This window comes from Nakamurella aerolata, assembly GCF_013002705.1.
In the GTDB taxonomy this organism is placed as follows: domain Bacteria; phylum Actinomycetota; class Actinomycetes; order Mycobacteriales; family Nakamurellaceae; genus Nakamurella; species Nakamurella aerolata.
Window position 1 is genome coordinate 359,674 of record NZ_JABEND010000003.1, and the last position, 22,548, is coordinate 382,221.

The 22,548-nt window shown below is 70.5% G+C and carries 17 protein-coding genes; 9 read left to right on the forward strand and 8 right to left on the reverse strand.

Annotation, left to right across the window (positions count from 1 at the left end; translation table 11 throughout):
- Positions 1-59: 59 nt before the first annotated feature.
- On the reverse strand, positions 60-1,436 hold the full coding sequence (locus HKD39_RS07715) for an extracellular solute-binding protein (protein WP_246232269.1): 1,377 nt from the start codon (positions 1,434-1,436) through the stop codon (positions 60-62).
- Between the two features lie 107 nt (positions 1,437-1,543).
- Between HKD39_RS07715 and HKD39_RS07720 the strand changes: the two genes are divergently transcribed.
- Both HKD39_RS07720 and HKD39_RS07725 read left to right on the forward strand, forming a co-directional pair.
- Positions 1,544-2,563 (forward strand): LacI family DNA-binding transcriptional regulator, encoded by a 1,020-nt coding sequence (locus HKD39_RS07720; protein ID WP_171199266.1) that lies wholly within the window; start codon positions 1,544-1,546, stop codon positions 2,561-2,563.
- Positions 2,564-2,709: 146 nt separating this feature from the next.
- Positions 2,710-4,608: a glycoside hydrolase family 2 protein gene (locus HKD39_RS07725; RefSeq protein WP_171199267.1), complete on the forward strand. Its 1,899-nt coding sequence runs from the start codon at positions 2,710-2,712 to the stop codon at positions 4,606-4,608.
- Between the two features lie 24 nt (positions 4,609-4,632).
- On the opposite strand, the gene purD is transcribed toward HKD39_RS07725, so the two are convergent.
- Complete coding sequence (gene purD / locus HKD39_RS07730) at positions 4,633-5,919, reverse strand: phosphoribosylamine--glycine ligase (protein WP_171199268.1); 1,287 nt, start codon at positions 5,917-5,919, stop codon at positions 4,633-4,635.
- A 171-nt stretch (positions 5,920-6,090) separates the two neighbouring features.
- On the opposite strand from purD, the gene HKD39_RS07735 reads away from it, so the two are divergent.
- Positions 6,091-6,840, forward strand: a complete 750-nt coding sequence (locus HKD39_RS07735) for a maleylpyruvate isomerase family mycothiol-dependent enzyme (RefSeq protein WP_171199269.1) — start codon at positions 6,091-6,093, stop codon at positions 6,838-6,840.
- A gap of 3 nt (positions 6,841-6,843) precedes the next feature.
- Here the strand turns inward: HKD39_RS07735 and HKD39_RS07740 are convergent, their stop codons facing one another.
- From HKD39_RS07740 to HKD39_RS07750, 3 genes are read right to left on the reverse strand one after another with little or no spacing between them, the layout of a single operon-like run.
- Entirely contained in the window at positions 6,844-8,052 is a 1,209-nt protein-coding gene (locus HKD39_RS07740) for a M20 metallopeptidase family protein (protein WP_171199270.1), read from the reverse strand.
- Between the two features lie 18 nt (positions 8,053-8,070).
- Positions 8,071-8,877, reverse strand: a complete 807-nt coding sequence (locus tag HKD39_RS07745) for an NmrA family NAD(P)-binding protein (protein WP_171199271.1) — start codon at positions 8,875-8,877, stop codon at positions 8,071-8,073.
- A 4-nt stretch (positions 8,878-8,881) separates the two neighbouring features.
- Entirely contained in the window at positions 8,882-9,178 is a 297-nt protein-coding gene (locus HKD39_RS07750) for a DUF2277 domain-containing protein (RefSeq protein ID WP_171199272.1), read from the reverse strand.
- 161 nt (positions 9,179-9,339) lie between these two features.
- On the opposite strand from HKD39_RS07750, the gene HKD39_RS07755 reads away from it, so the two are divergent.
- The 4 genes from HKD39_RS07755 (at position 9,340) to HKD39_RS07770 (ending at position 14,492) form a co-directional block, all read left to right on the forward strand.
- A complete protein-coding gene (locus HKD39_RS07755) occupies positions 9,340-10,029 on the forward strand; it encodes a YceI family protein (protein WP_171199273.1) in 690 nt (229 codons plus the stop codon).
- 683 nt (positions 10,030-10,712) lie between these two features.
- On the forward strand, positions 10,713-11,261 hold the full coding sequence (locus HKD39_RS18715; RefSeq protein ID WP_212754192.1) for a PNPOx family protein: 549 nt from the start codon (positions 10,713-10,715) through the stop codon (positions 11,259-11,261).
- A gap of 314 nt (positions 11,262-11,575) precedes the next feature.
- Positions 11,576-11,983, forward strand: a complete 408-nt coding sequence (locus HKD39_RS07765; protein WP_171199274.1) for a hypothetical protein — start codon at positions 11,576-11,578, stop codon at positions 11,981-11,983.
- Positions 11,865-14,492 carry a hypothetical protein gene (locus tag HKD39_RS07770; RefSeq protein ID WP_171199275.1) on the forward strand — a complete coding sequence of 876 codons (2,628 nt, stop codon included), beginning with the start codon at positions 11,865-11,867 and terminating at the stop codon, positions 14,490-14,492. The genes HKD39_RS07765 and HKD39_RS07770 overlap by 119 nt, the downstream gene beginning before the upstream one ends.
- A 223-nt stretch (positions 14,493-14,715) precedes the next feature.
- Here the strand turns inward: HKD39_RS07770 and HKD39_RS07775 are convergent, their stop codons facing one another.
- Both HKD39_RS07775 and HKD39_RS07780 read right to left on the reverse strand, forming a co-directional pair.
- A complete protein-coding gene (locus HKD39_RS07775; RefSeq protein WP_171199276.1) occupies positions 14,716-17,124 on the reverse strand; it encodes a tetratricopeptide repeat protein in 2,409 nt (802 codons plus the stop codon).
- Positions 17,125-17,201: 77 nt separating this feature from the next.
- Complete coding sequence (locus HKD39_RS07780) at positions 17,202-18,491, reverse strand: adenylosuccinate synthase (protein ID WP_171199277.1); 1,290 nt, start codon at positions 18,489-18,491, stop codon at positions 17,202-17,204.
- Between the two features lie 271 nt (positions 18,492-18,762).
- Here HKD39_RS07780 and HKD39_RS07785 point away from each other — a divergent pair, with 271 nt between their 5' ends.
- Positions 18,763-19,506, forward strand: a complete 744-nt coding sequence (locus HKD39_RS07785; RefSeq protein WP_171199278.1) for a hypothetical protein — start codon at positions 18,763-18,765, stop codon at positions 19,504-19,506.
- Between the two features lie 41 nt (positions 19,507-19,547).
- On the opposite strand, the gene HKD39_RS07790 is transcribed toward HKD39_RS07785, so the two are convergent.
- Positions 19,548-19,958 carry a DUF3151 domain-containing protein gene (locus tag HKD39_RS07790; protein WP_171199279.1) on the reverse strand — a complete coding sequence of 137 codons (411 nt, stop codon included), beginning with the start codon at positions 19,956-19,958 and terminating at the stop codon, positions 19,548-19,550.
- A gap of 663 nt (positions 19,959-20,621) precedes the next feature.
- Here HKD39_RS07790 and HKD39_RS07795 point away from each other — a divergent pair.
- The gene (locus HKD39_RS07795; RefSeq protein WP_212754194.1) at positions 20,622-22,406 is read left to right on the forward strand and encodes a calcineurin-like phosphoesterase C-terminal domain-containing protein; all 1,785 of its coding nucleotides are present in this window, start codon (positions 20,622-20,624) and stop codon (positions 22,404-22,406) included.
- The last annotated feature ends 142 nt before the right edge of the window (positions 22,407-22,548 follow it).

A 22,548-nucleotide genomic window follows, 5' to 3' on the forward strand; every position in this document is an offset into this window, starting at 1 on the left:
TGGAGCGCTGGTGGTGCCGCGGAAGCCGTGCCCGCGCCGCGGCACCGGCGGGACGCCCGTCAGGTGCCCGGTGCGGGCGCGTCAAGATAGGGCTGCAGACCGCTGCGGATGGCCTGCACCGCCTGGGCCGGGCTGGCACTCCCGTTCTGGCAGGACGCCACCGCCGCGCCGACGACGTTCTCGAACTGGCTGCCCGCCCCGGAGAACCAGCCGGGCGGGTCATACTCGGCCGTCAGCGCAGCCTGCACGTAGTTGGACTGCGGGGTGAGCGAGGTGAATGCCTTGCTGCGCTGCACGGGGAGCCAGGCCGGGATGTGCCCGCCGGCGGCCCAGACCAGGCTGTCCTCCAACAGAAACTTCACGAAACCCAGTGCTAGCGCGCGTTTTGCGTCGTCCATCGCCGAGTTGCGGGGCAGCACAAGGGCGTGGCTGTCGGCGAAGGCCACCGGTTTCGGCCCGAACACGTGCGGTACCGGCACCACGTCGAACTTCAGATCGGTGTTGGCGTAGGTGGGGATCTGCCACTCGCCGTCCAACAGGAAACCGGCCTTGCCGGTGGAGAACAGACTGGTGACCCCGGCCCCGTCGACGGTCCCGGGCATCAGCCCGGACGCGGTCAGCTGCCGCATGAACCCGAGCGCCTGCTCGGCCTTGGCGTTGTCGAGGGTGAGCTTCACGTCTGGGCCGTCGGCGCTCATCACCTGGCCGCCGAGTTGGTAGTAGAGGGTGGCGAACCAGCGCCAGTTGGTGGACGGGTCGTTGGTCACCGCCACCACGGCGCCGTACTGCCCTGTCACCTTCTTGGCCGCGGCGAACGCCGCCTGCAGCTGCTCCGGCCCCTTGATCGGTTTCAGCTTCCCGTCGGCACCGAGCAGACCGGCCTCCCGGCACACGTCCACGTTGTAGAACATCACGAATGGATGGGTGTCGAGCGGGATCGCGTAGATGGTGCCGTCCACCGTCGACTTCTGCATCGCCGCCGGGGTGAAGTTGCCGGCCGGCATGCCGGCCTTGGCCAGCTGATCGGCCGAGAAGCCTTGCAGCAGATCATTTCCGGCCAGCGTCGACAGCCGGGAAAGGTGGGTGACGGCGACGTCGGGCGGGCTCGACCCGGCGGTGGCCAGCGCCAGCTTGGTGTAGTACGGCGTTCCCCAGCTGAGCACCGTCGCCTGCACCGAGACATCGGGGTGCGCGGCTGAGTAGTTGTTGACCATCTTGGTCATGTTCTCGCCGTCGCCGCCGGAGAACAGGTTCCAGTACACCAGGCTGTTGGGCTGGGATCCGGTGCCGAGCAGGCCACGCTCCACCGGGCTGCCGCACCCGGCCGCACCCGCCGCCAGCCCCGCCAAGCCGGCGGCGCCGGCTGTCAGCAAGGCCCTGCGGGTCAACGGACGCTGACCGGATCTGGTCGGTGCGGCATTGGCCGTCGTCTGCATCGCCACCGGTTCTCCTTCTGGCGCACTTCGTCGTGCCGAAGACCTTCTGTTCCCGCCGAGTTTGCATCGTTGCATGCAACGATGCAAGGGCTGCTAAGTTACGACGCATGCCGGTGACCCTGCGCGACGTCGCGCGCCACGCCGGAGTATCGGTGCGAACGGTCTCCAATGTCGCCAACGACTTTCCGCACGTGGCGCCCGGTACCAGGGCGCGGGTGCAGCGGTCCATCGATCAACTCGGCTACCGCATCAACCCGGCCGCGCGCGGCCTGCGCACCGGACGCACCGGCGTGCTCGGGTTGATGGTTCCCAAGCTCTCGCAGCCGTACTTCGCCGAGTTGGCCGACGAGACCGTGCAGGCCGCCGCCGACGCCGGCCTGGCGCTGATGGTGGAGCAGACCGAGGGGCGCAGGGAGGCGGAACGCTCGTGGCTGCGGCCCGGCGGCATGGCCAGGATGTGGGACGGGGCGATCGTCAGCCCGCTCGGCATCACCGGCAGCGACCTCGCCGAACGGCTGGGTTGCCCTGTCGTGCTGCTCGGCGAACACGCCGCCGACCTGCGCGCACCGTGGGTGGGCGGGGACAACGTGGCCGCGGCGGTCGCGGCGGTGGAGCACCTGATCGCGTTGGGACACAGCGAGATCGCCGCCATCGGCGCTCAACGCGGGGCCGGCGGCGAGACCGGACGAGAGCGCACCAAGGGGTTCCGGCTGGCCATGTCCGACGCCGGTCTTCCGGTGCGCAAGGGCCGAGTCGTCGAACCGGTCAGTTTCGATGCCGCCGGCGGCGCCGCCGCGGTGCGCACCCTGCTCGCGTCGCGCCGACCGCCGACCGCGCTGATGTGCTTCAACGACGAGCTGGCCTACGGGGCGCTCGCCGCACTGGCGCAGGCCCACATATCGGTGCCGGACGAGGTCTCGGTGATCGGTTGGGACGATCTGCGCGGCAACGAGTTCACCGTGCCGGCATTGACCTCGGTGCGGGTACCCAAGGCGGTGGTCGCCCGCGAGGCGGTGCGGTTGCTGCTGAGCCTGCTCGGCCAACCCAGCGGCACCGAGCCCGCACCGGTCCGCATCGTGATCGACCACCACATCACCGAGCGCGCCAGTACCGGGCCGGCCGCGTGACGCGCCGTGCCGCAACGGGTTAGGCCCGGTACCGACTGCCCCCTGCACCTGCCATCCTCCAGCTCAGTACCCCACACCCGACAACCAGCGCCCGACATCCGACAACCAAACCGCGACAACCGGAACGCGACAACCAAGGAGCTTTGATGACGTCGGCACCTGCACCCGCAGCTGACTCACCCACCACAAGCGCACCAGCGGCCGCCGCCGCGCTGCCGGCCGAACCGGCACCCACCGACCCGGCGCTGCCGCGGCCGGAATACCCGCGGCCGTCACTGCAACGCCCCGACTGGTTGTGCCTCAACGGAACCTGGCAGTTCGAGTTCGACCAGGGCGACAGCGGTCTGCAGCGCGGGCTGCTCGAACGGGAGCTGGAGCAGACCATCACGGTGCCGTTCGCGCCGGAGGCGCAGCTCAGCGGGATCGGCAACACCGATTTCCTCGAAGCGGTGTGGTACCGCCGCACGGTGAGCATCCCGGCGGACTGGGCCGGGCGAAAGGTGTTGCTGCACATCGGCGCTGCCGACTACGACACCACCGTCTGGTGCAACGGCGTCGAGGTCGGCCGGCACCGCGGCGGGTTCACCTCGTTCACCGTCGATCTCGGTCCGGCCGACGCGCTCGGGCCGGATGCGGTGCTGGTGATCCGCTGTCGCGACACCCACCGCGGGTATCAACCGAGGGGGAAACAGACCCGCACCTTCGCCGGTTTCGGAGCGGTCTACGGCCGCACCACCGGCATCTGGCAGAGCGTCTGGCTGGAGCCGGTGCCGGACACCTACCTGCTGCGGCCGCGGGTGACGCCCAACGTCGGCAGCGGTCAGTTCGAGGTCGCTGCACCGCTCAGCGGACCGCGGGCCGGGCTGCGCCTGGTCGCGGAGTTGACCGACGACGCCGGGGTGGTGGTCAGCCGGGAGGTGGCCGCCGACTCCGACTTTCAGCCGGCGCTGACGCTGGTGCTGCCCACCGACCGGGTACGGCTGTGGCAACCGTCCGACCCGTTTCTGTACGGGCTGACCCTGCGACTGCTGGACAGCACCGGCGCGCAGGTCGACGAGGTGCGCAGCTACGCCGGCCTGCGCGGCGTCACGATCGACGGAAAAGCCGTGCTGCTCAACGGTTCCGCGGTGTTCCAGCGGCTGGTGCTGGACCAGGGCTACTACCCGGACGGGTTGATGACGGCGCCGAGCGACCAGGCGCTGATCGACGACATCGAGCTGTCCATGGCCGCCGGGTTCAACGGGGCGCGGCTGCACCAGAAGGTGTTCGAGGAGCGGTTCCTTTATCACTGCGACCGCATGGGCTACCTGGTGTGGGGCGAGTTCGGCGACTGGGGCTGCCGGGCCGGTGGTGGGCCGGGTGACGACATCCAGCACCCGACGGCGTCGTACATCACCGAGTGGCTCGAGGCGCTGGAACGTGACTACAGCCACCCGGCGATCGTCGGCTGGTGTCCGCTGAACGAGACCTTCCAGAACATGCAGGACCGGGTTACCGAGCTGGACGACGTCACCCGCGGAATGTATTTGGCCACCAAGGCTTTCGACCTCACCCGCCCGGTGATCGACGCGTCCGGTTATGCGCACCGGATCCCCGACGTCGACATCTACGACTCGCATCTGTACGAGCAGGATCCCGCCGCGTTCGCCGCCAGGATGGCGCCACTGGCCGACGGCCGGCCGTACACCAACGGCAACGACGACGCGGACAGCGCCGACTGGTCCGTCCGCTACGCCGGGCAGCCCTACTTCTGCAGTGAGTTCGGCGGCATCTGGTGGAATCCCGACGCCGAGCCCGGCGCCGATTCCTGGGGCTACGGCCAGGCCGTCCGGTCGGAGGAGGAGCTGTACACCCGGTTCGCCGGTCTGGTCGACGCGTTGCTGGACGACGAAAACATGTTCGGCTACTGCTACACCCAGCTCACCGACGTGTTCCAGGAGCAGAACGGCATCTACCGCTTCGACCGCGGCGGCAAGCTCGATGTGGCGCGGATCAAGCAGATCCAGCAGCGCGCCGCCGCCATCGAGAAGCGGCGCAACGGCTGAGCGTCCCGGCGGCCCGGCGCCCGGTCAGATGCCTGCGGCGATGTCGGTTCGGTGGTGTGCGCCGCGCAGGTGGATGGCATCGATGAGCCGGTAGGCCCGGTTCCTGGCGGCGGCAACGTCGGCGCCGGTACCCACTGCGGCCAGCACCCGACCGCCGCTGCTGCGCAACCGGCCGTCGCCGTCGGTGCTGGTCCCGGCCTGCAGCACGGCGGCATCACCGTCGAGCTGGTTGCCGGACGCCGGGATGCCGGTGATCTCGTCGCCGGTCACCGGGGTACCCGGGTAGTTCTCGGCGGCCAGCACAACGGTGACCGCCGCGCCTGGTTTCCATTGCAGTGCAGCGGTTTCCAGATCGCCACGGCCGCCATGGCCAGCGACGCCTGCCGCCCTGCCGAGCAGCTCACCCAGTGGCGAGGCCAGCAGCTCCAACACCGCCTGGGTTTCCGGGTCGCCGAAGCGGCAGTTGAACTCGATCACCTTGGGCCCGCTGTCGGTGAGCACCAGCCCGGCGTACAACAGCCCGACGAACGGGCTGCCGAGGCGGATCAGCTCGTCCAGCACCGGCTGCACGATCGTGGTCATCACGGTCGGCACCAGGTCGGCCGGCGCCCACGGCAGCGGCGCGTAGGCACCCATGCCGCCGGTGTTCGGGCCGGTGTCCGCATCGCCGGCGCGTTTGAAGTCCTGCGCCGGCAGCAGCGGCACGCCGGTGCGACCGTCACACACTACGAACAGCGAAACCTCCGGCCCTGCCAGGTATTCTTCCACCAGCACCGGATGCCCGGCGGCCAGCACCGCGGATCCGTGAGCGGCGGCCAGTGCCCGGTCGCCGGTCACCACCACGCCCTTACCGGCCGCGAGGCCGTCGTCCTTCACCACGTACGGTGCACCGAGTTCGGCCAGCGCCAGGTCCAGCTGGTCGCCGGCGTACTGGCCCGGCTGCACCGAGACGGCACGGCCGGTTGGCACGCCGGACGCGGCCATCACCGCTTTCGCGAATGCCTTCGATCCCTCGATGCGGGCCGCGGCCGCGCTGGGACCGAAGACAGCGAACCCGTTGTCGCGCAGGACGTCCGCCACTCCGGCCACCAGCGGCGCCTCCGGGCCGATGACCACAAGATCGACGGCCAACCGGCCGGCCAGCTCGGTGACGGCAGCGGGATCGGCCTGCTGCACGTCGTGCAGTTCTGCGAGCTCGCCGATACCGGGGTTGCCCGGCGCGGCGAAGATCGCGTCCACCTGCGGGTCGCGGGCCAGCGCCCGCACGATGGCGTGTTCGCGGCCACCTGAGCCGATCACCAAGATGCGCACCCAGCAAGGCTAGCGGCCGGCGGTCGGCGCCGGTGCGGCGAACCCGGGCGGTAACCCGGGTCGCGAACCCGGGTTGCCGAACCCGGGCGGTGACCCTGGTCGCGAACCCGCGGACCCGGGCTGCGAGCCCGGGCTGGCGGGATCGTCGGTGGCACCGGCAATACTGGGGTCATGGACTTCGCGCGTCGCCTCACCGGAATCCAGGCCGCCACAGCGGAGTTGGCTGCCACTGTCGACGAGGTGGGTCCGTCGGCGTCGGTACCCACCTGTCCCGGCTGGACGCTGGCCGACCTGGCCGGGCATCAGGGTCAGGTGCATCGCTGGGCTACGGCCATGGTGCAACACGCGCGTACCGATTTCGACGTCGAGCCCGCGCCGGTGCCCACCGACAACGTCGGGGCCTGGCTGCGATCCGGTGCCGACACATTGGTGCAAACCCTGGCCGCGGCCCCGGAAGACCTGCAGGCGGCGGTGTTCGTCAAGAACGCGCCGCCACCTCGGGAGTTCTGGGCGCGCCGGCAGCTGCACGAAACCACCATCCACGCGGTCGATGCGCTCGCCGGCCGGCTGGGCAAGATGCCGACAGCCAAGCAGACCGGCATCGACCCCGAACTTGCCGTCGACGGACTCACCGAGTTGCTCACCGGCTTTCTGCCGCGCCGCTCGTCGCAGCTGCGCTCGGACGACCCTGTCAGCTTTCTGGTAGCGCCCACCGATATCGATGCGGCCTGGACGGTGCGGGTGTCGACCGATCCGCCGCAGGTGAGCGCCGGCACCGACGGCAACACCGACGGAGTGCTGGCGGGCACCGCGGCGGCGCTGTACCTGGGACTGCGGAACCGCGGCGACGAAATCTCCGTCACCGGCGTCCCCGAGCTGCTCGGCGAGTGGCGCGAGAAGGTGCGGGTCAGCTGGAACTGAGGTTCAGCCGGCGAGTCGGGTGAACGCCAGCGTCGCCAACGCGGCGGCCTGATCGCCGAGCACCGCGTCGTCGAACCTGACCCTGGCCGAGTGGTTGCTCGGCGAGTCCGCCGGGTCGATGTCCGGCGGGCAGGCGCCCAGATGCACGAAGGTGCCGGGCACCTCGTTCAGCACCAGCGAGAAATCCTCGGAACCCATGGTGGGGAACGGTTTGTCGATGACCCGGTCGGCGCCGAAGGTGTCGATCAGCACCTGCCTGGTGCGCGCGGTCTCGGCATCGTCGTTGACGGTCACCGGATAGCCGACCTTGAAGTCGACCTCGGCGGTGCAGCCGTGCGCCGACGCGATGCCGTCGGCAAGCCGCTTGGTCTCGATCTTCAATGTTTCGATGGATTCCGGCGACAGCGTGCGCACGGTGGCGCCCAGCCGGGCCGAGTCCGGGATCACGTTGATGGCCTCGCCCGCCTGCAGTTGGGTGACCGTGACGACGATCGGGTCGAACACCCCGAACCTGCGGGTGGTCATGGTCTGCAGCGCTCCGGCGATCTCGACCAGCGCCGGTACCGGATCGATGGCGTCCACCGGGCGTGAGCCGTGGCCGCCCTTGCCGTGCACCACGATGCGCAGCTCGTTCGAGCCGGCGCCGGTCGGCCCTGGCTTCAACGTGAAGTTGCCGCGTTCGCTGGTGCCGACGTGAATGGCATAGCTGGCAACGGGTTTCGCGCCGGCCACGTCGAGAAGCCCTTCACCCAGCATGGTCTCGGCGCCGTCGTGGCCTTCCTCGCCGGGCTGGAACATGAACAGCACGTTGCCGGGCAGCTCGTCCCCGTGCGCGGCCAACAACCGGGCGGCTCCGACCAGTCCGGCGGTGTGCAGGTCGTGGCCGCAGGCATGCATGTTGCCGTTGTCGGCGGCGTAGGGCAGGTCGGTGTCCTCGCGCACCGGCAGGGCGTCCATGTCGCCGCGCAGCAGCACCGTGTCGTCCCAGGTCCTGCCGTCCTTGCGGCCGCGCAGCACGCCGATCACCGAGGTGCACGCGGTGCCGGTGGTCAGCTCCAGATCCAGTCCCTCGAGGGCCTTCAGCACGGCCGCCTGGGTGCGTGGCAGCTGCAGGGCGATCTCCGGGTTGGCGTGCAGGTCGCGGCGCAGCGCCACCAGGTCCGGCAACAGCGCCGCGGCTTCGCCGACCAGATCGGGAACAGCATTCGTCATCGGATAGTCGTCCTATGTTCAGGGCCGAGTGGCCAGCCAGTCGTCCAACCTGATGTCGTCAATGATCGCGTCCGGCCCCGGCAGCAGCGCGCCCGCCCCAGCGGCGGCCGCGCCGGGCACCGGGGCTGGGATCAACAGCGGGCGCCGGCCGTCGGCCTGCGACACCCGGCGCATCAGCTCGCCGAGCGGGTACTGGTCGGGTCCGCCGATCTCCAGCACCGACGCGCCGTCGGGCGGTTCGGCCGGCCCGCTGACGCGACCGTCCGCGACGGCCAGCAACAGCTCGGCGACCGACGCCGCCGCGACCGGCTGCACCAGCATCCGCGGCGCGAATCGCACCGGCCCGATGCCCAGCCGGTCGAGCATCAGCTCGGCGAACTCGTACCACTGGGTGCTGCGGACGATCTGCACCTGCAGGTCGGAGCCGGTCAGTCGCGCGGTCTGTACCGCGGCCCGTTCGGCGGCGAGCTTGCCCTGGTAGTAGCCCATCCGCGCCAGGCCTGGTCGATCGACGCCGACAATCGAGGTCTGGACGTATCGCGGCACCCCGGCTGACGCGGCGGCGGCCACCACCCGGCGGGCGATGGCGGTGAACCGCTCGACGGCTTGGCGGCGGCGCTGGGTGACTTGGTTGACCGCGTCGATGACGGCATCAGCGCCCGCCAGCTCGGCGGTCAGGGCTTCCGCGCCGGCCGGGGAATCGGGCGCCAGCAGGTCGAATCCGGTGGCCCGGCTGATCGCGACGGTGCGGTGTCCGGCGCGTTCGGCAGCCGCCATCACCCGCCGGCCGAGCACCCCGGTGCCGCCGACGACGACGATGCGCACCTGCTCAGCCGGCCTGCGCGCCGGCAGCTGCGGGTGTGCCGAAGCGCTTGGCGGAGCGGGCCTTGGCCTTGGCGGCCTCCTCCTCGCGGTTCTTGGGGGAGGCGGTGGTGACCAGATCGGCGAGCAGATGCTCGGTGGCGTGCGCGATGTCGGCAACAGCCCGCTCGAACACCTCGGTGTTGGCGGCCGACGGCTTGTTCATGCCGGCCACCTTGCGGACGTACTGCAGTGCCGCGGCGTGCACCTCGTCGCTGGTGGCGTGTGGTTCGAAGTTGTGCAGGGGACGGATGTTTCGACACATGCTCCTCAGCATGCCCCATCGCGGCGGCGCTGGGCAGGGGTCGGATACCGGGGTGAGTTGGGTGGAATTACCGATGGAACGGAACGGCTGCGATGCCGTCCAATGAACCAGTGCGAAAGTCCACCACCCCGAGTCACCGTCCGAGACACCCGGAGGTTCCCGTGTCCACCTGCTGTGCCGAGCGCCCCGCCGACCAGGCGTCAGACCAGGCCGCCGCTGCCGCCGGCGTGTACCGACTCGATCCCGCCGGCTGTGATCTCGAGGTGTCGGTGCGATTCGGCCTGGTCACCGTCCGCGGGCGGTTCACCGACGCCGCCGGAACGCTGGACGTGGCCGAGCAGCCGGGTGCCAGCCGGGTTTCGGTCAGCGTGGTCACCGCCTCGCTGACCAGCGGCAGCTCCACCATGGACGGACTGCTGCACGGCGCCAGGCTGATCGACCCGGGCCGTAACCCCGAACTTGAGTTCACCGCCGACGCGCTGTCCTGCCCCGCTCTGCTCGGCGCTGCCGACCCGGCGGTGGGCAGCGCGGTGACCGGCACGCTGCGCACCGCCACCGGGTCGCTGCCGTTGACGCTGCAGGTCGCGGCCGGGGAGCTGGCCGACGACGGCACCCTGCGGGTGACGGCCGCCGGGTCGCTGCCGACCGCCGATGCTGTCGGCCTGCTGTCGGTTCCGGGGGTGGAGCGAGTGCTGGGCCGGAACATGCAGCTGCGCCTGACGTTGTCCGCACAACCCGTGGGCGCGCCGGGCGGCGCCGCTGCGGCGGTCGAAGCTGCTGCGGCGGTCGAAGCTGCTACGGCGGCCAAACCTGAGGCCGCCGGCCCGGCGCTCGCCATGGCAGCGGCCTAGCAGCCGTTTTTCCCAGGTCAAGCGGTGTGGCGTCGGGGTGAGTTCTGCGCGCCTTTGACCATGCTCCGTCTCGCGGAGCAATGCCTGAGCCAGTCGCGCCACACCGAAACTCCGCCGGGCCGGCAGCGCCCGGATCGCGCTCCAGCGCTTCCACGGAAGCGCCTTTTGACCATGCTCCGCCTTGCGGAACAACGCCAGAGCCACCGCCGGCAATTGCCCCAATTTTCGCCGGGCCGCGCCTCCGCGGAAGCGCCTTTGCCGCTGCTCCGTCTCGCGGAGCAACGCCTGAGCCACCGCCAGCAGTTGCCGAGTCTTCCGCCGGGCCGCGCTTCCGCGGAAGCACCTCTGACGCTGCTCCGCCTCGCGGCAACGCCTGAGCCAGTCGCGCCACACCCCCGAACATCCGCCGGGCCGCGCTTCCGCGGAAGCGCCTCTGCCGGTGCTCCGCCTCGCGGAGCAATGCCTGAACCATTCGCGCCACCCCCGAAACTCCGCCGGGCCGGCAGAGCCCCGGAGCGCGCTCGAGCGCTTCCGCGGAAGCGCCTTTGCCGCTGCTCCGTCTCGCGGAGCAATGCCTGAGTCTGGGCCGCATCACCCCGGATTTTCGCCGGGCCGTGCTTCCGCGGAAGCGCGGCCGGGCACGGCGGGTTGGGCACGGCGGAATCGGCGTGCCAGGCTGGGGCATGGCGACTGACCCCGCGAACCCGGCCGATTCCCCGTCTGAGCCGAGCGCGCCGGACGCGGCTGCGGTGCTCGCCAAGGCGCGCTACGTCAGCCTGACCACGTTCCGGCGCACCGGTGAGCCGGTGGCCACGCCAGTCTGGATCGCTCGCGACGACGCGCGCGCCGCCGCCAACGCTGACCGCACCGACCCCGCCGACCGCGCCGACTCCGCCGACCGCACCAGCAGCACCGGCAGCGCTCCCGACCCCGACCGGCGTCCGACGCTGGTGACGATCAGCATGGCCGACGCCGGCAAGGTAAAGCGGCTGGCCCGTGACCCGCGCGTCCAGCTGCAGGAGTGCGACTTGCGCGGCCGGGTGCGCCCGCACTCCCCGGTGTTCGCCGGCACCGCAGTGGTGCAGCGCTCCGACGACGACGTTGCCGCCGCACGCCGAGCGATGTCGCGCAAGTACCTGTTGGCCAGGGTCGGCGCGGTTGTCCAGGGTTTGCTCGCCAGGGTCCGGCCGGGCAAACCCCGGGCAGCCATCCGGATCACCCTCACCGGCTGACGCGGCGCACGGCGGGTGCACCCGACAGCGGCGCCGGTGACAGCGCCCGTACACCCGCTCGCGACTGCCGGACGTGCGCGGGGTTCACCCATTGGCTCGCCCGAAGGGTCACCGAGGTCCGCTGAAATCACGGGATGTCGCGCTGTCTGACCGGTCGTCCGACTGATCCGAACTGTCCTTGTTTCCAGCCGCGCCGTTGCTCGAATCGATGCGCAACCACCAACGAGACGGTCGGACTCCGGCGCGTGTCACTCGACCGGCAGCCTCCGCGCCACGGAACCGTCCTCTACGGCTCGAGGAGACACCAGCGGACCATGATCAAAAACGCAGGCCACCAACGCAAGATTGCCGAGCTCGCCGCCGCCACCGCGCTGATTCTCACCGTCGTGGCACCACAGGCGCAGGGCGCCGAGGCCGACAGCTACCTCCAAGGTCAAAGCATTGGCACCGGCACCAGCCCGGACGCCGACCCCAAGCAGCCCGCCGCCGAACCTGCCCCAGCACCGATCGAGGCGCCCCGCAACGATCAGGGAGGCGGGTCGGGCGGTGGTGCCGGCTACTCCGGCGATTCCGGATCGGGCTCCGGCAGCGGTGCTCCCGCCGGTGGCGGCGGTGCTGCCGACGGCGGTGCTTCCGGCGGCGCAAGCCCTGGCGGGGGCGGCGGCCAAGTCGCCCCGCCACCACCGCCCGCTCCCGCCGAGCCGGCGCCGCCGCCTCCCTGAAGAAGACGGAATCCCTGACATCGAGCGGGATACCGCCGGCGATCCGCCCACCGGCGGGGCGCCGATCGACGACGGCAGCGGTCCACGGCCCGACCCGGGCGCCGGCGATGCCGGCACCGGCACCGGCACCGGCAACGCTCCCGGCGATACCGGCTCCGGCGGTAACGGTTTCGGCGGCGCCCCCATCGACGACGGATCCGGGCCCAGGCCCGAGCCGGGATCGGGCCAGCCAACCGGCCCGTCCACCGGCGGAGCCGCCGGCGGCTCGCTACCGAGTCTCGAGGAGCCCACGACAGCACCCGGCGATCCGCAGCTACGCACCATGGAACTGCAGTGCCAGTCGTCCGACCGCTGCGTTGACCGGCAGCGAATGCTCGCCGAAGCCTCGTGGTGGAGCAAGATCCGCGACGTCTTCAGCTACCTGTGGACCGAACCGGCGTACGACACGCTGACCACCTCCGAGAAGGCATCGAGGGACGTCCGCGACGGCAAGCCACCGCAGTCCGACGATCCTGAGTACAACAAGGCGTACCAGGCTTCGCTGGGGCGGGCGGAGTTCGAGCCGTACACGCGCGCCAAGTCAGAAGACCCCGACTACGTCCGAGGCTGGAATCAGGCCCACCTCGAGTGGCGGCTGCAATCGGCGCTTGACCGCGCGTACGGTGCGCGTCCCAACGCGGTACCGGTGCGGCCGCGACACACCCGTCCGCCGAGCACCGCGCGGCGCAACCCGCCAGCGGCCAAACCATCACCCCAGGCCACTCCCGCGCCGCCCGCAGCACAACCGGGACCGGCGCCCGCCAAGCCGGCACCTGCGCCGGCCCCGCCGCCCGTCGCGAAACCGGCTCCGCCGGCTGCAAAACCGGCTCCGCCGGCCGCGCCCGGGGCACCCGCCGGCGGCGCCGCGAAGCCACCCGCCCAGGTTGCGCCGCCACCTGCGGCTGCCGCCCGACCCGAAACCGGTGGGCCGGGAGCTCGCCCCGCATCCGGCCAGAACGGATCCTCGCGACCCTCCGACGACGTCACACCCATCAGCCCGAACACCTCCGCCACCGGCATTCCCGGTGCGGCGCCCAGAGTTCGCGGCGACGAACCGTCAACGGTCATCGGCGTTCCCGCGCCGGCCGCTCGTCCCGGCACGGCCGCAGCCCGGCCCGACGCCACCGCCGCTCGTCCCGCAACACCCGCTCGCCCCGGCGCCGCAGTAACTCGACCCGACGCAGCTGCCCGTCCCGGCACCGGTCGCCCCGCTGCTCCTGGCGTCGGCAAGCCCAACACGCCGGCCAAGGGACCGGTGCTGTACGACCCGAAGACCAAAAAGGTGACGATGCCGGGCACTGTTCCGCGCGAACAGCAGCGAACAGGCACCGTGAAGCGCGCCTCGGAGGGCCCGTACCCGGTCGGGCGTCCGGGTGACTATGTAGCTCCGCCCAAGGTGGGCGCACTCAAACCGCCGCGAATCAAGGGCGGCGAGTTGGTCAACGGGAAGATCCGCGGCGGCACTCCCACCGGCGGCAAACACCGCGCGGTCACCAAGAACGACGTGCGCAAGCACAAGGCCAAGCAGGCCGTCGATCCCCTGACCAAGGCCGTCAACCGGGTCGCCGGCGCAGCAGACGACGTCGACAGCTCGGTCCAGCTACCCAAGGGTGCTCCCGGCTGGGAACCGAAGCACTCCATCGGAAAGATCGACAGCACCGCAAACTCCGACCTGGCCAAGGCGGCTCGCCGGCATGCCAAAGCTCTGAAGAAGCAGTCCACAGCTTCCGGAGCATCGGCAGCCGCGCCCAAGCCGGCCAGCGGGCGCTCTGGTCAGTGGCGCCCGCCGCTGTCGGCGGCCACCACCATCGGCGACCCGCGGGACCGCGGCCCGGGCGTTCCGGACGACAAGCGCGGCCGGAGCAGCACCGCCGGCACGGCGGGCCCAGCCGTTCCGGACGACAAGCGCGGCCGGAGCGACACCGCGGGTCCGGGCGTTCCGGACGACAAGCGCGGCCAAAGCGGCACCGCGGGTCCGGGCGTTCCTGGCGGCAAGCGCGAGAAGGCAAGCCCCACAAGAACTCCGGTGCCACCGCGGGCGGCCGTCGGCAAACCCGACAGGGTCAGCATGCCGAAACACTCGGCCCCGCCGAAGGCCTCGTCGGCCCGGCAGACACCGACAGTGAAGCCGTCGCCGCAGCAGCCCGGCAATCGTGTCGTCGCACCGCCACAGCGGCCGAACGAGTTGCAGGCAAAGGATTCTCGGGCGTCCAAGCGGCTTGACACGGCGGCCTCCGACTGCCTCGACGCGGTGACGTCCGATCTACAGTCGGCAGCGACGAAGCCAGAGCACGTGCTTGCCACCCTCTCCCGCTGTGGGACGCAGTTCGACGCGGCGACCCGGCAACTGGCGGCGCAGCAGCGCGCTTCTCTGGAGCGACTCATCCGGGACGCAGCGAAGCAGTCGAAGGCCACGACGGCCGAGGCCGACCGGAAGCTGAAGGAGCTGCTGTCGGACTGGGGCGGCTGAGGCGAACCGGTCCGCGCAGCAGCCACGCCCGCCGCAGGCTCGGAACATGACGAACAACCCTCGGGGCTGAAGACCGAGGCCGGCCAAGGGTTTTCCTGGCCGGCCTCGGCATCCCGAACCGCACAATGCTGCCCGCAACACCACACCGCCCGCCGCGCAACTCTGCCCGCAGCAACACGCTGCCCGCGGCACAGCTCCACCCACGGCACAACGCCGCCCGCCGCTACGCATCCGCGGTGAGCAGCACCTCGACCCTGGCGGCGTCGTCGGCACCCATGGCCCGGTACATGGCGAACGACTGCCGCCAGGCCTGCTGGGCCAGCGCGACTTCCGCCGACGCCTGGTGGCTCCAGCCAATCCCTTCGTGGACCCTGGCCTGCTCGTAGTCGTCGTCAACACTCTGTGCACCCGCCAGGGCCGCAACGTGGTGCGCCCTGGAGAGTGCGTGTTGCGCGTTGGCGCGGTGCATCTCGCCGAGAACGTTCAGCACCTCGGCCTCCACCTGCCGCGATCCGACCGTGCGGGCCCAGGTGAGCGCCGCCCCGGCCTCGGCGGCCGCGGTATCGAAATCGCCCATGTCGGTGGCAATCTCGCACAGCTGACAGCGAGTCCGTGCGATGCCGGACTCGGCGCCCAGCTGTTGGTAGTGCGCCAATGCCGCATTGGCATGGTCCATGGCGGCGCGGTGATCGTTCCGCTTTCGATAGCAGATCGATAGATTGTTGTGCGCGATGGCGGCGGCCAGCACACTGCCGCCACGGTCGGCGAATTGCAGCGCCTGCTGGTAGTGATCGATGGCATCGGTCAGCCGACCAGCCCAGAGGTGCACGTTGCCCAGCTCGCTGACGGTACCGGCGAGGGCCTCGTCGTCCCCCAGCTTGCGGCTCGCCTCCGCCGCCTCCTCGAAGTAGCCGATCGCGTCGGCGTCGTTGCCCAGGATGCGCAGGGTCGAGCCGACGTTCCGCAGCAGCACGGCCTCGGCGGCGTGGTCGCCGACGCTGCGGGCTGCGGCCAGACCGGCAAGGAACAGCTCAACGCTCTCCCGCACCCGGATGCGGCCCTCCAGCACCGGTTTTCTGATCACCTGAACCAGCCGAACCGTCGCCGCCGGCGCGTCGCGCCGGACGGTGCTGGCGATCAGGTCGACCAGTTGCGGCCACTGCTGGTCGAACCAGCCCTGTGCGCGCCGACGTTCGTGCACCTTGACGCCTTCGGTGGGCGCTGTCGCCGGGAACAGGGTTTGCGAGGCCCACTGCCCGGCGTCGACGAAGTGCTCGATCAATCGATCCTCCGCGGCTGTTCGGGCGGCCTCGTCGTCCACCGCCAGCGCGCGCTCGCGCGCGTAGCCACGGATCAGATCGTGCAGCCGGAACTGGTTGTGCCCCAACGGTTCCAGCAGATGCGCCCGCAACAGTCGGCGCAGCTGCCTGCTGGTCTGCGACAGCGACTGGCCCAAGGCCGCCGCGGCCGTTTCGGTACTCAGCCGGGCCACCGGAACAACGGCAAGCAGGCGCAGGGCGCGCGCGGTCGACTCGGGGAGCCGGCGCTCGGACCAGCCCAGCACCTCGCGGAGCGACAGCTGCTGCCGGCCTCGCTGGGCGACCGCGGGCAGCCCCAACAGCCGGTCGACGGCGAGCGTCCCGCCCGTCGGCCAGCCGCGGCCGAGTTGGCCGGCGACGATGCGCAGGGCGAGCGGGAGTCCGACGCAGCGCGCCACCACGGCCCTGGTCACTGCAGCCGGTTGACGCAGCGGTGACGGGACGTACCGCTGCACCAGGTCGAGCGCGGCGGCCTCGTCCAACGGTCGGACCGGAATGCGCGCCACCTCACCGGCCACCGACAGGCCGGGAAGCAGATCTCTGCTGGTGATCAGCACGAACGCGGTCGACAAGCCGGCGAGCAGCACGCGCAGCTGCTCGTCGTCGAGCGCATTGTCCAGAATGACCAAGGGTTTTCGGCCACCCACCGCCGTCCGGAGCTGCGCGAGGCGTTCACCCGTGCGGTCCGTGGGTGCGGTGTCGTCCGCGCCGAACGCGCGCAGCAGCTCGGCCAGCGCAGCGCCCGGTTCCCGCGGGGGTCCAGCCGCATACCCGCCGAGATCGAGGTACACCGCCCCATCGGCGAACTCGGCAATGTGCTGATGTGCCCACCGCAGCGCCAGACCGGTCTTGCCGACGCCGGCCGGCCCGGTCAACGCCACCGCACCGCCACGCCCGGACGGGACGTCGCGAGCGCGCCCGGTCAGCTCCGCCAACTGCTCAGCCCGCCCCACCAGCTCACCGGGGTCGGCCGGCAGCGTATGCGCCACAGCCGCAGCGAGCGGAGCCGCCGGGCCAGGGCCGGCGAGGCGGGCGTCCGCGGCCGCGTCCCGCAAGGTGGACAGCCGCCGCTGCTGCCCGGCGGGCACACCCACCGCGGTCAACAGCAGATCAAGACTCTTCGGCGACGGCAGACTGCTGCCGGCCAGATAGGCGTACATGGTGCTACGGGACAGACCCGTTCTGCGGGCCAGCGCCGCTGCGGCGAGCGGCTTACCGTTGGACGCTGTGAGCGCCTTCTTCAGGATGCCCGCGAACTCCGCGGTAGACGGCGCGATGGCCCCGTGCGCCACCGCTGCACCCTCATCCGCCATAGCGCCCGACTTCACTCATTCACTGAGAGTAACCGGCGGGCTGCGGGGCTGTCGCGCCAGTCGTCGCTGCCGGCAGGTCAGCTCAACAGATCGTTGATCACGATGGTCTGGTCGCGCCCCGGCCCGACGCCGATGGCGGAGACCCGCGAGCCGGACAACTCCTCCACCCTGCGCACGTAGGCCTGTGCGTTGGCCGGCAACTCGTCGAAGCTGCGGCAGTGCGAGATGTCCTCGAACCAGCCGGGAAGCTCCTCGTAGATCGGCTTGGCGTGGTGGAAACCGGTCTGGGTGAGCGGCATCTCGTCGACCCTGGTGCCGTCCACGTCGTAGGCAACGCAGATCGGCACCCGCTCCAGCGACGACAGCACGTCCAGCTTGGTCAGGAAGTAGTCGGTGATGCCGTTGACCCTGGCCGCGTACCGGCCGATCACCGCGTCGAACCAGCCGCAGCGCCGGTCCCGCCCGGTGTTCACCCCGACCTCGCCGCCCTGCTTGCGCAGGTACTCACCGTTCTCGTCGAACAGCTCGGTCGGGAACGGGCCGGAGCCGACCCTGGTGGTGTACGCCTTCAGGATGCCCATCACCGTGGTGATCCGCGGGGCACCGATACCGGCGCCGACGGCCGCCCCGCCAGAGGTCGGGTTGGACGAGGTGACGAACGGGTAGGTGCCGTGATCGACGTCCAGCAAGGTGCCCTGGCTGCCTTCCATCAGCACGTGCTCGCCGCGGCTGATGGCCTGATCGAGCAGCAGCCTGGTGTCGGCGATGCGGTGCTTGAACGCCTCGCCCTGCTCCAGCACCTCGTCGACGATCTTGGCAGGGTCAAGCGCCTTGCGGTTGTAGATCTTCACCAGGATCTGGTTCTTCAGATCCAGCGCCGCCTCCACCTTCTGCCGCAGGATCGACGGGTCGAGCAGGTCCTGCACCCGGACGCCGATCCGCGCGACCTTGTCCTGGTAGGCAGGGCCGATCCCGCGGCCGGTTGTACCGATCTTGGCCTTGCCGAGGTAGCGCTCTGACACCTTGTCGATGGCGACGTGGTACGGCATCACCAGGTGGGCGTCGGCGCTGATCACCAGCCTGCTGGTGTCCACGTCCCGCTTCTCCAGCTCGCCGAGCTCGTCCAGCAGCGCACCGGGATTCACCACGACGCCGTTGCCGATCACGTTGGTGACGCCCGGGGTGAGAATCCCTGAAGGAATCAACCGGATCGCGAACTTCTGGCCGTCCGGCAGCACCACCGTGTGCCCGGCGTTGTTGCCGCCCTGGTACCGCACCACCCATTGCACGCGTTCGCCGTACAGATCGGTGGCCTTGCCCTTGCCCTCGTCGCCCCACTGGGCACCGATGAGCACCATCACCGTCATGGCAGACTTTCCTTCCTGGCGGCGCACGCGGGCTGCAAGCGCGTTACCGCAGGAAAGACTAGCGGTGTCGGCGGCATGCTCCGGCCGGTCGTGCTGTCGGTGAACACTCCGGTGGGGCTCGCGGGAGCCCTGCGGTGGGCAAGCCGCGGGCACCGGCCGGACGTTCGGTCGAGCTTGCGGTGCGCCGTCCCTGGCGTTCGGTGGAGCTGCCGGCGGGCACCGGCTGGGTGCGCCGCATGCTGCCGGCCAGCGCTGACGAAGGGCGAAACCCATGGATTCCGAACCATTGCAGGTGCTGGTGGCCGACGGCCCCGCGCCGGACGGCACCGCGCCGGACCCCACCCCGGCGGCCGGTACGCCCGCTGCGGTCGAGCAGATCCTTGAGCAGGTACGGCAGACCGGCACGCCGGGCGACCAGGTGCACCGCGTCGGGTCGCGTCCCGGTAAGGAGATCGACCCGCTGCTGACCGGGCGACTGCTGGTGATCGGCACCGACGCCGCGCTGGCCGCGGTGGTCAAGCGGCTGCAGCGTCGCGAGCTGCTCGGCCAGGTGCAGGTCAGTGTCGCGGCCATCGGCGACAGCCAGGTCGCCAGGGTGTGGTCGCTGCCGCGTGATCCGGAGTCGCAGGTGCGGTTGGCCCGGCTCGGCGAGGTCGACGTTGTACCGATCCTGCGGGACGACAACGGCGGGGTGCTGGTCGGCGAGGCCACCATCGGGCCGGTGGCCGGCACCGTCTACGTCGACGAGAACAGGGTGGTGAGCAGTTCGGCGCGTGGCCTGATCGTGCAGCCGTCCGTCGAGCGGGGGCTGCAGGTCACGGTGATTCCGAAGCGCATGCTGGGCTTCGGCCGCAGGGCGCAGACGTACTCGGGGCGCGCGGTCGAGGTCAGCACACTACCGGGGAACCCGGCTGGGGTGGTGGCCGACGGGGTCCGCAGGGACAAGGACGTCGAGCGCTGGACCTACTACAAACACACAGCGCCGCTGCGGCTGGTGCGCGGAGTGGTCGACTAGCAGCGTACGAAAGCCGTTGCCCTGGCAGCGATGTCACTCGCTCAGGGCAGCAGCTCGGAGGGCAGGTCCGGGTCGGCGTCCAGCAGGAACGCCCGCACCCGCTGCACCTCGTCAGCCTCGTCGAACTGCGCAGCCGCCTGGCCGAGCGCCGACAGCGCGCGCAGGAACCCGCGATTCGGCTGGTGCGACCACGGGATCGCGCCAGCGCCCTTCCACCCGTTGCGCCGCAACAGGTCGAGGCCGCGGTGGTAACCGGTGCGGGCGAACGCATAGCCGGAAACATCGTCACCGGCGTCCAGCGCCTGCTCGGCCAGCACCGCCCAGGCCAGCAAGGACGACGGATTCCGGCGCGCCAGGTCCCGCGGGTCCGCGCCGGCAGCCAGCTCGGCCTCCACCGGGTCGACGGGCAGCCGCACCGGCTCCGGCCCCAACAAGTTGCGTTGCGTTTGCATGAGTTCCATCCTGCCCGGTCACCCTGGCGCAGCGACAGTGCAGTCCACGACACCGCCAACGACACCCCTCAGTACCGCAGCCGCCGGGTGCCCCACCCCAGCCGCCGGGGTGCGCCGTCGCAGCGCCGTGCGAGCGCAGCGACCGGTGACGCCCGATGACGCGGGCCCAGCAACCAGTCACGCCGGACGCAGCAACCGGTGACGCGGGCCCAGCAACCAGTCACGCCGGACGCAGCAACCGCTGACCCGGGCGCTGCGGCCGGGCGGGCCGGACCGGGGCGGGTTGTTTCCCGCCACCCGAGCTTTGCCGCCTCGTTACATGCAAGTCACGTGCATTCCAACTTGGCTCCTTAATGTTCTTCGGACGTCGCGAGAACGAAACCCGTTACCGCATCAGGGGTTTCGGCCTCGTCGTCCGGGCCCGACGACGACCGGCGGTTTCGCGCGTTTGTCCGATTACTTCGGATGTTGTGGTAGTTGCCCCGTTGTTCCCGTGGGTCGTTCCCGCGGTTGTTCCAGAGCTGTATCGGCCGGTGCCGCCCGCCGCCCGCGGCCGGCTCGGCCGGGTCCGCTGTTCAGTCCGCTACCCGACAACTCAGGAGAGACATGTCACCCAGCACATCCCTTCCGTCCCGCCGTGCACTCGCCGCGGCCGTAATCACTGTGCCCGCCATCGCCTTGTTCGGTGGCGCCACCGCGGGTGCCAACCCGGCCACCGGCACGGCTGCGCAGGCCGGCCCTGCCGCGGTCTCACCCCAGGCCGCGTACACCAGCTACCAGGGTCACGTCGAGGTGATCCGCGGTACCGCGGCGAACCCGAGGCAGCTCACCGGGACCGTGTTCAACGACAAGAACCGCAACTCCAGGCAAGACCGGAACGAGCCGGGGGTTGCCGGTGTGGCGGTGTCCAACGGCCGCACCGTCGTCAAAACCGACAAGGCCGGCCGGTACGTGCTGCCGGTGCTGGACAACATGACGGCGTTCGTCACTCAGCCGGCCGGATGGCAGGTGCCGGTCGACGAGTTCCAGTTCGCCCAGTTCAGCTACAACCACCTGCCGGAAGGCTCACCCAAGCTCAAGTACGGCGGTCTGAAGCCGACCGGTCCGCTGCCCAAGGCGGTCAACTTCCCCATGGTGAAGACCCAGGCCACCGCCAAGAAGCAGCAGAGCTGCCCGATCGCCTCTGACACCCAGATCTACAACATGCTGCAGATGGGATATGCCCGTGACGGCGCCGTCGCCGACCTTGCCGAGCGCGACGACTACGCCGGCTGCGGCATTCTGCTGCTGGGCGACAACGTCGGCGACGACCTCAGCCTGTACCCGGCTCTGAAAGACATCTATCGGTATTCGAACGGTCCGATCCGGGCCGCGATGGGCAACCACGACATGGACTACGACGCCCCCGACGCCAGCCACAGCCTCGACACCTTCCGTCAGCAGATCGGCCCCGGCTACTTCTCGTACGACGTGGGCGAGGTGCACTTCGTTGTGCTCGACAGCATCGAGTTCCCGCTCAAGCCAGGGTCGAAGAGCTACAACGAGAAGATCACCAACGACCAGCTGATCTGGTTGAAGAACGACCTGCGGATGGTGCCGGCCGACAAGCAGATCGTGCTTGCCACCCACGCACCCATCGTCGACCACCGCAACGTCGTGGTGGACAACGCATCTCAGCTGTACGACACCCTCAAGGGCCGCAAGGTGATCACCGTCGGTGGCCACACCCACACCCTGGAGAACCTCAGGCCCGGCGACAAGCGCGCCGAGTGGGCGGACAAGGGCATCAGCGAGTTGCCGTTCACCCAGCTGATCGCCGGCGCGGTGTCCGGCAACTGGTACTCGGGCGCCCTTGACGAGCAGGGCCTTCCGTACGCCTTCATGACGGACGGTGCCCGGCCCGGCGTCATGACGCTCGACCTGCAGGGCTCAGAGGTGACCTCGCGGTACACGGTGCGCGGCGAGTCGGACGACCTGCAGCTGGCCCTCGGCATCAACTCGCCGCGTTGGCGCGACTGGGCAGCGCAGGCAAAAGCCTGGCAGGACAACAAGAAGCAGGGTCCAATGCCAGAGCTCGGCGATCCGAACACGGTGACCCCGGCCGAGTTGGCGACCGGCAAGACCTGGCTGACCGCCGATTTCTACCCCGGCTCGACCGCGTCGGTGGTCGAGGTCTCGATCGACAACGCCCCGAGCACGGTGGCCGAGCACACCCAGCCGGCGACCGGTGAGTCGCTGCGCTCCGGTTGGGAGTACTCGGATCCGTTTGCGGCGACCCGCAACCTGCAGAGCAGCGGCGGCGTCACCCAGGCCAGCCCGCACCTGTGGCGGCTGCCACTGCCGGCCGGATTGTCCGCCGGCACGCACCAGGCCAGGGTCACCGCCACCGACGACGCCGGGCGCCGGTTCACCCAGACGCTGCGCTTCACCGTGGTGGCCGACAGCTGATCCGGCACACCCAGCTACCTCATGGGAGTTGCGGGCCCGCCCGACCGTCCGGTGCGACGGACGGGCGGGCCCGGCGCTTTTGCCAGGCCGTCCCTTGGGCGTCTCTTGGGCCGGCTCTGGGGCCGAGTATGGGGCCGGCTCT